Origin of the sequence: Bacillus massilinigeriensis, assembly GCF_900117315.1 — a bacterium.
Classification (GTDB): Bacteria; Bacillota; Bacilli; order Bacillales; family Cytobacillaceae; genus Bacillus_BE; species Bacillus_BE massilionigeriensis.
The window spans coordinates 535,067-547,982 of the sequence record NZ_LT630337.1 but is presented as its reverse complement, the minus strand read 5'-3'; the positions used below and the strand labels follow the sequence as shown (position 1 = coordinate 547,982).

The window sequence follows — 12,916 nt, the reverse complement described above, 5'->3', positions numbered from 1 at the left end:
GTTACTCACCCGTCCGCCGCTAATCATCGGGAGCAAGCTCCCTCAGATTCGCTCGACTTGCATGTATTAGGCACGCCGCCAGCGTTCGTCCTGAGCCAGGATCAAACTCTCCGAAAAAGAGTAAGATTAGCTCTTAAAATTTTAAAAATAGAATTAACGTTGACGTATGGTTTGTTTAGTTTTCAAAGAACAATCATTTCTTGGTATCGCTCAGAAGCGACTTTATTAATATAACATTTTCACTTCTCAGTGTCAACAATATTAATAACCGTCACCGCCAAAATTTATTCTTGTTTCGCAGCGACGGTTATTAATATATCAATTATTTTAACTACAGTCAATACCTTTTTAATACTTTTATAAAAAACTTTCTGCAACCTTATAGTATCGGTGATATATACCTGGTCCTTTTGTTTCTATATTAACAACATCAATAAATCCTTTTTCAATTAAATATTCAATTAACATTCCTAAATCAACTGAGTAAATCTTCAATTCAGGATGTACCACGATATCGTTAATAGACCATTGTTCTTTTTCCTTCAGGACTTCGAGTATATGTGAAGCACCTTGAGTGGTTTTATTGTGAATTAAAAACTCACTGGCTAAAAACAACAACTCTAATCGTTTTTCAAGTGGTTCTTCACTGCTAATTAGTTCAATGTAAAGCTTATATACAGCTGGTTCAATTTGTTTCACTTGATTCCAAACAGTTACTTCAGGGTGAAATCCATTTTCCGCTATTGATAATCTCGCTAAATGATGCAAGGAATGAATAACATGATTATATGCATCCAGAAAATCCTTATTTTCAAAAAATGCCTTTCCATCCATATAACGTCTAATCAGCTTTGCAAATTCCAAGCCCATTTTCATCTTTCTTCCATAGAAAGGAAATTCCTGTAACTCTGTTTTTAATTTATTAAAGTATTCATTGCGGTCGAATAAGATTTGTCCACTATATAGCCATTCAAAAATCTTTCTGTTGGAACCTAAAAGAATCCACTCTTTTAACTGTTTTTCAGTCACAATATGTAGGGCGGCTTTCTTTTGATCATAGGAGTAGTGTTTAATAAAAAGGGGAGTTTCTGCCTCACTAACTACTATTAATAACACCGCATCGAAGGTATCTGTTGTTGGGAGTGACTTTTGTTTTTTTTCTATAATTAATATACCCAATGTATTCGATTGACTTGCTCGCTCTTGATATATAGGGCGAAGTATATCTTCCATTACTTTTCCTCCATCATTATTCTTAGCATATATTTTCTACGTTTGCTTAAAAAATCCTTCTTTATAGTGAGACATTTTTCGACACGCGAAACATTCCCTAATTTCTGTCTATTCCTGATATTATTATGATATAGTTAGTAGTTAGGAGGGACAAGGATGGCAAAATATAAAAGTAAAATTAATAAAATTCGCACATTTGCTCTATCCCTAATTTTTGTTGGTTTTATTGTTATGTATTTGGGGATTCTTTTTAGAGAGAAACCTTTGATTATGACAATATTTATGTTATTAGGGATGCTGTTCATTCTTGCAAGCACAGGTGTATACTTTTGGATTGGTATGCTTTCAACAAAAACAGTTCAAGTCGTGTGCCCGAGTTGCGGCAAAACAACAAAGATTCTCGGGCGGGTTGATATGTGTATGTACTGCAACGAACCATTGACACTTGATCCAAACCTTGAAGGAAAAGATTTTGACGAAAAGTACAATCGAAAAAAAGACTAATTTCAAAAAAACACAAACTCGGTTATTCTCCGAGTTTTTTGTTACTCCAAAAACAGGAGCCTCATTTTATCCATACAAAAAGGCCACCTTATTCTATTCACCCCTACTAATGTCCGAGTAAGTAAAGTTAACAGAAAAAGTCAGCCTGAAATTTGTATATTTGTCATTCAATTATTAATGGACATCTTTACCAGTACAATCTGGGCAAGTTCCGTAAATCTCCATTCGATGGTGACTTACCTTAAAACCAGTTACATGAGAAGCAAGCTCCTCCACCTCATCTAATCCTGGATAATGGAAATCAACAATCTTTCCACAATTTTCGCAGATAACATGATAATGATGTGTAGTAACAAAATCGAATCTACTGGATGCATCACCATAAGTCAACTCTTTTACAAGTCCAACCTCACGAAATACTCTTAAATTATTGTAAACTGTCGCCACACTCATATTTGGAAATTTGCCTTCTAAAGCCTTGTAAATATCATCTGCTGTAGGGTGTGACATCGAGTTTATTAAATATTCGAGTATCGCATGACGTTGTGGAGTAATGCGGACTCCCGTTTCCTTTAACGTATCAATAGCTTCCTTTAAATGATTATCAGACACGTCATGCACCTCTCTTCTAGTAAGAATTATTATTTTATAATCTTTATAAATAGTTTACTAACATTATGCTCATCTTGTCAATATTTCTTCTAATTCAATATTAGTTCTTATTTTCTCCTTTACGGCAATGTTATTTATTTTACTTTATATATCGGTATAATTGTCGACATTTGATAAAAAAAAATTCGAAAATTAATTGAACATCATACATTGCCTTTCTTTTTTTATTTTCCCCCTTCTCTTACTTCTTATAGATTAAATTTTCGTTTATTAATATTTGTATGTGAATATTCATGAAAAATTTCTTAAGAAATTTCTTTTACTTATACATTTAGCAATAGTATATATTATAAAGTATTACTTATCAGTTTAAATTAATTATATTTAAAACCATAAAAAAAGAGCAGACGATTAATGTCTGCTTTACAAGAAAATGTCTGAGGAGGTATGCCCTAATACAAGTATATTCAGTACTTGTTTAATGGAATGGACAAATGCCTCTACAGAATTAAAATAGGCTTTTCATAACCCTATTTTGTGCCTTCGATAAATTGTAATACTTCCTCAACATGGCCTTTAACCTTAACCTTACGCCATTCTTTTGCGATTTTCCCTTCAGAATCAATCACAAAGGTTGATCGTTCAATACCCATATATTCTTTTCCAAAATTTTTCTTAAGTGTCCAAACTCCGTAGGCTTCTGAAACTTGATGGTCTTCATCAGATAGCAAGAGAAACGGTAAATTATGTTTTTCGATAAACGACTCATGACGCTTTAATGGGTCTGGGCTTATACCCAATACTACAGCACCCATTTTCTTATAATCCTCGTGTTGATCACGAAAATCACAGGCTTCTGTTGTACACCCAGGAGTCATGTCTTTAGGGTAAAAATAGAGAACAACATTTCTTCCTCGAAAATCAGATAATTTCACTGTTTGATTATTGCTAGCTGGAAGAGAAAAATCCGGTGCAAGTTCTCCAACTATAACTGTCATAAAGTATACCTCCAGTCTCATTTCATGCTTTAAGTGTATTCCTTTTATTTTCAAAAAACAACGAAGACACCCTCATTTTTCCATATCAAATACCGCTCTTGCAACAAAAGCAGCAGGGATGGTATACCCAATTAAGGCTTCAATAACAGCGATAATTCTTCCAATTCCTACCGGAGCAATATCTCCATAACCAACTGAAAAAAGGGTAATAGCACTAAAATAAAGACCTGTCTCTAATTTATCAAAGAACTCTTCGACTAAATCCTCCTTCACTACTATTGGTTGGCCCAAAAGCTCCTCAATATGCTTGCTACCCTCCATTAATACTAGGGATCCATCTAGCTCTAACAAAATATAGATTAACCCGAACCCAATCATCACTGTTGCATAGATAAAGGTTAAAAATAAAAAATTTTCAAAGGAAACCCATTTCCCTTGTACTTTATGCGTGAAAAATAACATTCTTAAACTCATAATCATACAAAAAGAAATCAATACCATTAATCCATAAATAACCATTAATTTCCCTCTCTTAATGATGGACTTTGATTCATTTATACGTCTAACAAAGAGAGGATATGACGACCTGTCTATTCAAATAATTTTGCCCGTCTAACTTCCAGCACCCCGATATTTTTTCACACCCTTATTCCAGAGAATAATCGATAGTCCAAAAAAGATCATTCCCATAAGTGGAGTTAAAAATGCGTAACCATACCATTCCGTTTTCCCAAGAAAATAGGCCGCTGGATACACACCAACAAAGGCAAATGGTAAAATCCAAGTTAATACAAAGCGAATGACTCGATTATATATATCAATTGGATACCGTCCATAGTTCCCTATATTGTACATCATTGGCATGATGGATGTTCTCGCATCTGCCCAAAAGCTAATACAAGCAATCATAACGAAAATCCCTGCATAAATGAGAACTCCTCCAAAAACAAGTACCAAAAACAAAAATGGATCAAACCACCTTATTTGTAAATGCAGTTGACTTCCTGCGTATAACATTACAGCTAGTCCAGTGATTGTACCGAATAGTGATTCAAGCTCCATTCTTTCCAAAATCACTTGGAACAGGCTATGTATAGGTTTAGTTAGAATTCGATCCATCTCGCCCTTAACTATATAACGTTCATTAAAATCCCAAATATTAAAAAATGATGAAAATAAGGCATAAGGGATAAGAAAAAATCCATATATAAAAATAATCTCATCTTGACTCCATCCATTTAAGGCAGATGTATGACCAAAAACTACAAGAATAAATATCAAATTAACCGCTTGAGAAAGCAAATCAGAAAATATTTCAACCAATAAATTGGCTCGATATTCCAACCTAGTCTTTAAATATTGGGCGACATATTGAAAAAACATGGATATATAGAACATTAGTCACCCTCCTTGAATAATCATTTGTTTTTTTGCTAGTTGCCATAATACTTGAATTGGTAATATTAATATTATTACCCATGTGGCCTGAACCAAAATGGCATGAATTGCCTCATTCCCGTTAAACCCATGGCTGAAAATCATGCTAGGAACATAGCTGATTCCTTGAAAGGGCAAGTATTCGAAAACCTTTTGAGCCCACAAAGGAAAAAAACTGATTGGAATGAGGAGTCCAGAAAACAAATCAATGAGTACCCTTTTCGAACGAATTAACCCAGAATTATTATAGAGAAAAAAGGTTGTGATCCCTGTTAATATATTTATCTCTGTATTAATGAAGAAACTTAACAGAATAGAAAATCCAAAAAGCCCCCAAGTACTTAAATCTGCGGAAATCTCTAGTGGGAATAATATAGAAACAATTAGCATTCCTGGAACAGAAAAAAATAATAAGCGAAAGATCCCTTCTCCCAAACCCTGCATGGTTTTCATTGTTAAATAATTGTAGGGCCTAATTAATTCAACCGCTACCTTTCCTTCCATGATTTCTGTTGCCATTTCTCTATCAAGATTATTAAAGTAAAAGGCCCTCGCCATCCATGCGATAGCTACATATGTAGTCATCTGTGACACCGATAGTCCTTCTATCTGGTCTCTTCCTCCATAGATTGCTTGCCATAAAAAATAATAAGCACCAATATTGATACAATAAATGAGGATTCCCGTATAATAATTAGTCCGATAGGCAAGCATCATTAAGAAACGAATTCGTATCATTTCTATATATTTAGCCATTTTAGATCCTCCTTTCATAATAAAAATCATTTCATTCCCTTTTCATATATATTTCGAATGATTTCCTCAGTAGAAATCTCTTTAATTTTAATATCCTTAATTTTGAAAGAAGAAACGACCTTTGAAATTAGCATGGATACAAGCTCATCATAATCCTCCATCACCGCCGTATAAGTCTGTTCTCCCTCATCATATTCCCATTGAACATTCATACCAGAGGTTTGAAGTTTTAATACGGATATGTCCACCTTCTCGATAAATTGAAATTGTATTTCCTTTCTTTCTGCCCATTGCTCTTTCAACTTTTTTAATGCCCCATCATAAACGATTTTTCCTTCATCCAACATAATTACCCTTTCACATAATGCTTCAATGTCAGATAAATCATGGGTAGTTAACAAGATGGTTGTTTGATATTTTTCATTTATTTCTTTCAAGAACTCTCTTATCTTTAATTTGACTAAAACATCAAGTCCAATCGTCGGCTCATCTAAAAAAAGAAGCGGAGGGTTATGTATGAGGGCAGCAGCTAATTCACAGCGCATCCTTTGACCTAAAGATAACTTTCTTACAGGCTTATCAAGCAAAGGTTCGATATCTAACGTACGAATCACGTGATCCATATGACTGTTATAATCGGCATCACTCACCTTATAGACCTTTTTTAATAGACGAAACGATTCTTGAACGGCAATATCCCACCAAAGCTGTGACCGCTGTCCAAACACTACCCCAATTGTACTAACAAATTTCTCACGCTCTAGATGAGGATTCATCCCATTTACCGTAACACTGCCCGAGGTTGGCGTTAGAATACCGGTCAACATTTTGATTGTGGTTGATTTGCCCGCACCATTTTCCCCTATATATCCAACCATTTCCCCTTGCTTTACATGGAAAGAAATATCATTCACTGCTGGTACTACCTTGTAATTTCGAGTAAAAAGATCTCGAAAAGCTCCCATTAATCCAGCTCTGCTCGAATATGCCTTAAATTCTTTCCTTAAATGATTAACTTCAATAGCATCTGACATGATAGTTTGCTCCTCCTAAATCACATTGCTCTAAAAAATTAGTTTATCCAATCCTTAAATCCATTACAATAACATTACTCTTAGGTAAAATAAAAGTCTTAAATTTCAAAAGAGGAAAATCCTATGAAAAAGAGTGATAAAATAAAAATGGAATGATTTATACGAAGGAGGATAATGATGGAATTCCAAAACTCAGAGCGCATATATAAGGAAGCGTTAGAACATATAGTGGGTGGTGTGAATAGTCCCTCTCGATCATATAAAGCTGTTGGTGGAGGAGCACCTGTCGTTATGGAACGTGGCCAAGGAGCATATTTTTGGGATGTGGACGGCAATCAGTTCATTGACTACTTAGCAGCATACGGTCCAATCATTACTGGACATGCACACCCACATATTACAGAGGCAATAAAAAAGGCTGCCGAAACAGGAGTTCTCTACGGAACACCTACCCCTCATGAAGTAAAATTTGCAAAAATGTTAAAAGAGGCCATGCCGGGATTGGAAAAGGTTCGTTTTGTCAACTCAGGTACGGAAGCAGTAATGACAACCATACGCGTAGCAAGAGCATATACGGGAAGGGATAAGATTATTAAGTTTGCTGGCTGCTATCATGGGCACTCTGATCTCGTTCTTGTAGCCGCTGGTTCCGGTCCATCTACTTTAGGAACACCTGATTCAGCTGGAGTTCCTAAGAGTATTGCTCAGGAAGTCATAACCGTTCCTTTCAATAATATTGAACCTTTCAAAGAGGCTCTTGAAAAATGGGGAGATCAAATCGCTGGGGTTTTAGTTGAACCAATCGTCGGTAACTTTGGAATCGTTGAACCCAATCCTGGATTTTTAGAGCAAGTAAACGAACTGACTCATGCTGCTGGTGCACTTGTAATTTATGATGAAGTAATTACAGCATTCCGCTTTATGTACGGCGGAGCACAAGACTTACTAGGAATTCAGCCTGACTTAACCGCACTTGGAAAAATTATCGGTGGTGGACTACCAATTGGCGCATATGGAGGAAAAAAAGAAATAATGGAGAAGGTTGCACCACTCGGTCCGGCATATCAGGCTGGAACTATGGCAGGAAATCCCGCATCCATGCTTTCTGGAATTGCCTGTCTTGAAGTCCTAAAACAGGATGGAATTTATGAGTATTTAGATGGACTCGGTGCAATGCTTGAAGTAGGAATTCTTTCTGCAGCTAAGGAACATCGAATCCCAGTTACAATTAATCGTTTGAAGGGTGCTTTGACAGTCTATTTTACAGCAGAAAAGGTTGAGAATTACGAACAAGCGGAAAAAACAGATGGAGAGATGTTTGCTAAATTCTTTAAACTTATGCTCCATCAAGGAATTAATCTTGCCCCTTCTAAATATGAAGCTTGGTTTTTAACCATTGCTCATACAAAAGAGGATGTTGAAGCTACAATACATGCAGTAAACAATGCATTTTTACAACTTTTGAATGAATAAATATACAACTTTTCCACAATAAAGAAGGGTCTCCCCCTTCTTTGTTTATATGAAGAATTAAATGTTAACGCTTTCATATCAAGGTTTCGACACATTTCTGTAACATTATTATTTTTTTTTACATTCATCCTCTAGTGTATATTTTATTGATTTCTGAAAATTCTTATGATATTATATGTATACAATTTCTTGTTATTTTATTGAAAAACATTTCAAAATTTTGATTTTATTCAAAAAATTGCTCGAAACTTTTAACATAATCGAGTTATTTTTTTTTTTTTCAATAAAAGTTGCTTTTTAACATTTGTTATCCACTATTCTTTTTATAAATAATAAGTTTTAGGAGGTGAACGGCATTTGAGAGCATATCCCTCAAAAAATGCCGAACTTATGACACAGCAATGGAGTCCATCTTTATTTCAAGAATTTTACCAAATGGAGCATGATGCTTGCGGAATTGTTTCATGTATGGAAAAGAAAAAAGTTCCATCAAGGGATAATATCTTTAATTGCATTAATGCTCTTGTAACAATGAATCATCGTGCTGGTTTTATTAACGGTGAAGGTGATGGTGTTGGTATTCATATTGACATTCCTAGAGAATTATGGAAGGAAAAACTATCAAATGCCGGCCATAATCCAGATGTCGTTAATCAGGATGGCTTTCTGGTTGGACATGTTTTTATCCAAAGATCTAAAGATCCAGAATCTATTAAACAAGAGTTACTAGAAAAGATTAACCATCACCAATTAGAACTAATCTTTGAAACAGATGATGTTACTGATTCCTCCGCTCTTGGACCAATTGCCATACAAGAAAATCCAGTCTTCTGGCAATTCGCCTGCATTTCCAATCTTTCAGGAAAAGCTTTATCAAAAAAATTATTTGAAGTCATCGTCGATTTAGAACAAAATGAACAAGTCCATGTCGCATCTCTTAGTCAACACCATGCCATTTATAAAGTAATGGGCGCTGGTGACATCTTGCCAAAATACTACCACGATTTAGCTAATCCATTAGCTGCTTCTACCATGACATTAGGTCATAACCGTTATTCTACAAACACTTTATCAAGTTTCTTCCGAGTTCAACCATTTAGTATCCTTGGCCATAATGGAGAAATAAACACCATTTCAAAACTCCGTGATGAAGCAAAAATGATTGGAGTTCCACTCGTAAAAAATGGAAGCGATTCCCAAGATTTAAGTAGAACAATTGAAACACTAATTTGTCGTCATGGATTCTCGCTTTTTGAGGCTCTAGATATATTATTTCCACCAATTATTAATGAAATTAAAGCCTATCCAACTCACCTTCAAGATTTATATACCTATATTAGAGAAGCATGGGGGCATTTTGCTCAAGGGCCTGCTGGAATCATTTCTCGTTTTGCCGACGAAGCGGTCTTTAGTGTAGATGCACTTGGATTACGACCACTTTGGATGCTTGAAACTGAAACCTCCTATTTATTCTCATCTGAACCCGGTATACTACCAAATAGTGAGTATGTAAGTGATCCTAAACCTTTGGCACCTGGCGAAAAAGTAGGATTAAAATGGAACGAGGATACATTAGAAGTTTATTTCCAAAATAACTACCAACAACAAGTCTATAATAGATTCTCAAAAAAAATCGACTTAAATAATGCTAGAAAAAGATTATCTCCACCTCCTTTTTCAAAAACTATTTCAATGCATTTCCCAATGAAAATTCATAATGGACAATATAAAGCTTTTGGATGGGAAAAGGATCATATTCTACTCCTTGAGCAAATGGCTGAAAAAGGGGTTGAACCAATCCGTTCGCTTGGTCATGATTCCCCACTTGCAGCATTGAATCCAGAACGTAGAAATATTGGAGATTTTATTAAAGAGAGTGTTGCAGTCGTAACTAACCCTGCAATTGACCGTGATAGAGAAACAGAACACTTCTCTACTAGAACAGTTATTGGAGCAAGACCATCTCTATTTGAAAATGCAAAGCTTAGTAGGGTTATAGAATTAAACTCTCCACTCCTGATTGAAGGAAAAATTGGACTCGATTGTTCAACAGTTATTGCACAACCTAGTTTTGATCAGGTGATTGATATATTTCAGCAAGAAAACCAATTAACCTATATTTCTGCAACATTTAACAAAGAAGAAACTGTCAAAGAAGCTCTTGACCGAATTTGCAATGAAGCATTACAAGCAGCCCAACAAGGAAAAACTCTACTTGTTATTGATGATGCAAAAGCACATCAAAATGATTCTTTCTGGCTTGACCCTCATCTGGTCATCTCTGTTATTGACCAGACACTTGTTAAGGCAGAGGTTAGAAGAAGTTGTTCACTACTTTTACGATCAGCTGCGATTCGTTCGCTGCACGACATAATGGTTGCTTTCGGACTTGGTGCAGATTTAATTAGTCCATACTACATGTTTATGACTGTATCTGATGAAACGACAAAGCCAATAATCAATCTTTATTCGGCCCTCATTAAGGGCTTAGAAAAAGTAATCTCTACTATTGGAATTCATGAATTACGCGGCTATGGAAGACTATTCTCTTCCATTGGATTGAATGATGAAATTGTTGATATCCTTAATATTGTAAACTTCTTTGGTTCGCAAAACTTATCTTACAACTTTGATGCAATGAAAGAAGATGCCATTGAAAGATCCAAAGACTATCAAAATGAAAACGAGAGGGTAGGAAAAACCTTCCATTTATTCCCTCGTATTTGGAAGGCTATTGGAGAAGTTGCTTCAACGGGTGACTATGGCGTATACCGAGAAAAAATTAGTGAACAGGAACAACAAAATCCAACGACAATTCGTCATTTAACTGAATTTAAAAAGACTCAATCCTCCCTTTCACCACAGGATGTAAACATAAGAGTTGGTGAACATGACCTACCATTTGTTATTTCATCCATGTCCTTCGGCTCTCAAAATGAGATTGCCTTTAGAGCATATGCAGAGGGTGCCAATCGATTAAATATGGTGAGTCTGAATGGTGAAGGAGGAGAAATCAAAGACATGCTCGGAAAATATCCGAAAACTCGCGGTCAGCAAATCGCTTCTGGAAGATTCGGAGTTAATGCAGAATTATTAAATTCATCAAACCTTTTAGAAATAAAAATTGGTCAAGGAGCAAAGCCTGGTGAAGGTGGTCACTTACCGGGATCTAAGGTAACGGCAAAAATAGCCGAAGCTAGAAACGCTACTGTAGGTTCTGATTTAATTTCACCTTCAAACAATCATGATATCTATTCAATTGAAGATCTCGCACAAATGGTACAAGAATTGAAAACCGCTAACGATAAAGCGAAGGTTTCAGTTAAAGTCCCTGTTGTTCCAAACATTGGTACAATTGCGGTTGGAATTGCTAAAGCTGGAGCAGATATTGTAACAATAAGTGGTTTTGACGGTGGTACTGGAGCTGCAAGAATTCATGCATTACAATATGTTGGACTCCCTGTTGAAATTGGAGTAAAAGCTGCACATAATGCTCTACTAGAAGCTGGAATAAGAGACCAGGTCGAAATCTGGGCAGATGGAGGAATTAAAAGTGCTTCAGATGCATTTAAGGTAATGTTGCTCGGAGCTAATCGTATTGGTTTTGGTACACTCGCGATGCTTTCAATTGGATGTACAACATGTCGTGGTTGTCATTTAGACACTTGCCATGTAGGAATTGCCACTCAAATTGAATCAGAGGCACAAGCGAAGGAACATGGTTTAAGGCGTTTTGTCCCAAGACAATTTGATAAGGCCGTTCAGGGTGTCGTTAACTTATTTACTGCATTTGGGAATGAATTAAAAGCTTTAGCCGCTTCTATTGGAGTAAACAATTTACAAGCAGCAGTAGGTCGTTCTGATCTTCTTGAACAAACGAAAGGTATGGACCAAGTAGATTTGACATATTTATTAAAGACATTGGATATTAGCCAAATGAATTCACAAAACTCTGCCCCTACATCTGCATCGCAGTTACAGGTTGCAGTGGGCGCTGAATACATTGATGCTAGCGTCGAGGAATTACATCATTCACGGGAATATCAAAGTGTTACTTCTGAACAAAGGGTATTGGGTAGCAGGGTCTCTTGTCACCGCGTAAGAGGAAGACTTGATGGCTCCTATAAGAAACTAGCTCCTGTAAACTTGAAGTATATAAAGGGCTCCATTCCAGGTAACGGTCTAGGAGCTTATAACACTTCAGGTATTAACATTGAGGTAAATGGTGGAGCACAGGATGGAACAGGAAAAACCTCCTTTGGGGGACAAATTTCCATTCTTAAGTCAAAAGGTAAAGATGGGAAATACTATAATGGCTCTGTTGGGAAGGGGTTTGGATACGGTGCACAAGCTGGTCTTCTTGTAGTACAAGGAAATGCTGATGCTCGTGCAGGAATTAGACTCTCAGGTGCAGATATCATCATTGGAGGTCAAGTTACACAACCAATTCCGGAAAATGAGCATGGAAATATTGGTTCAAGGGCAAATATTAAAGGGTTTGCTTTTGAATATATGACAAACGGAAGAGGGCTAGTTCTTGGTGATCCAGGTCCATGGATTTGTGCAGGGATGACTGGAGGAGTAGTGTATCTTCGACAGCAACCAGAATTAGGCTTAACAAGGGATGCCCTTCAGCGAAGAATTGCTAAAGGTGCAAAAGTAACCTTGTCTTCCATTGATGAAAAAGGACAAAATGATATCAAAGAACTACTTTGTAAATATGTAGAATTACTTTCTAACCAAGGTCAAAAGGAGGAAGTAGTAGAACTGGAAAAATTAATTCAGAATCCTCAACAGCATTTTTTACAGGTATCTCCTGTTAAAGAGCAGGCTGACCCATCAGTATCTACTGAATGATATAATATTCTT

11 protein-coding genes are annotated in these 12,916 nt (G+C 36.1%); 4 read left to right on the top strand and 7 right to left on the bottom strand.

Annotated elements, in window-relative coordinates:
* Positions 1-234 (top strand): hypothetical protein (locus BQ6100_RS21570; RefSeq protein ID WP_218921348.1); only part of this gene is annotated, 234 nt, incomplete at its 5' end.
* Between the two features lie 123 nt (positions 235-357).
* Here BQ6100_RS21570 and BQ6100_RS02735 read toward each other — a convergent pair.
* The gene (locus BQ6100_RS02735; protein WP_075980271.1) at positions 358-1,233 is read right to left on the bottom strand and encodes a nucleotidyltransferase-like protein; all 876 of its coding nucleotides are present in this window, start codon (positions 1,231-1,233) and stop codon (positions 358-360) included.
* A gap of 156 nt (positions 1,234-1,389) precedes the next feature.
* Between BQ6100_RS02735 and BQ6100_RS02730 the strand changes: the two genes are divergently transcribed.
* Positions 1,390-1,737 carry a YgzB family protein gene (locus BQ6100_RS02730; protein WP_075980270.1) on the top strand — a complete coding sequence of 116 codons (348 nt, stop codon included), beginning with the start codon at positions 1,390-1,392 and terminating at the stop codon, positions 1,735-1,737.
* A 174-nt stretch (positions 1,738-1,911) separates the two neighbouring features.
* On the opposite strand, the gene perR is transcribed toward BQ6100_RS02730, so the two are convergent.
* The 6 genes from perR to BQ6100_RS02700 all read right to left on the bottom strand — a co-directional run bounded on the left by perR (position 1,912) and on the right by BQ6100_RS02700 (position 6,574).
* Positions 1,912-2,349 carry a peroxide-responsive transcriptional repressor PerR gene (perR, locus tag BQ6100_RS02725; protein WP_097677897.1) on the bottom strand — a complete coding sequence of 146 codons (438 nt, stop codon included), beginning with the start codon at positions 2,347-2,349 and terminating at the stop codon, positions 1,912-1,914.
* A 530-nt stretch (positions 2,350-2,879) separates the two neighbouring features.
* On the bottom strand, positions 2,880-3,347 hold the full coding sequence (gene bcp, locus BQ6100_RS02720) for a thioredoxin-dependent thiol peroxidase (protein ID WP_075980268.1): 468 nt from the start codon (positions 3,345-3,347) through the stop codon (positions 2,880-2,882).
* Between the two features lie 72 nt (positions 3,348-3,419).
* Complete coding sequence (locus BQ6100_RS02715; protein ID WP_075980267.1) at positions 3,420-3,866, bottom strand: potassium channel family protein; 447 nt, start codon at positions 3,864-3,866, stop codon at positions 3,420-3,422.
* 93 nt (positions 3,867-3,959) lie between these two features.
* Positions 3,960-4,745: an ABC transporter permease gene (locus tag BQ6100_RS02710; RefSeq protein ID WP_075980266.1), complete on the bottom strand. Its 786-nt coding sequence runs from the start codon at positions 4,743-4,745 to the stop codon at positions 3,960-3,962.
* A gap of 3 nt (positions 4,746-4,748) precedes the next feature.
* Entirely contained in the window at positions 4,749-5,540 is a 792-nt protein-coding gene (locus BQ6100_RS02705) for an ABC transporter permease (RefSeq protein WP_075980265.1), read from the bottom strand.
* Between the two features lie 26 nt (positions 5,541-5,566).
* Positions 5,567-6,574, bottom strand: a complete 1,008-nt coding sequence (locus BQ6100_RS02700; protein WP_075980264.1) for an ABC transporter ATP-binding protein — start codon at positions 6,572-6,574, stop codon at positions 5,567-5,569.
* A gap of 177 nt (positions 6,575-6,751) precedes the next feature.
* Between BQ6100_RS02700 and BQ6100_RS02695 the strand changes: the two genes are divergently transcribed.
* The gene (locus BQ6100_RS02695; protein WP_084780192.1) at positions 6,752-8,047 is read left to right on the top strand and encodes a glutamate-1-semialdehyde 2,1-aminomutase; all 1,296 of its coding nucleotides are present in this window, start codon (positions 6,752-6,754) and stop codon (positions 8,045-8,047) included.
* Between the two features lie 390 nt (positions 8,048-8,437).
* Positions 8,438-12,904, top strand: coding sequence for a glutamate synthase-related protein (locus BQ6100_RS02690; RefSeq protein ID WP_075983409.1), 4,467 nt, complete (start codon positions 8,438-8,440; stop codon positions 12,902-12,904).
* Positions 12,905-12,916: the final 12 nt, after the last annotated feature.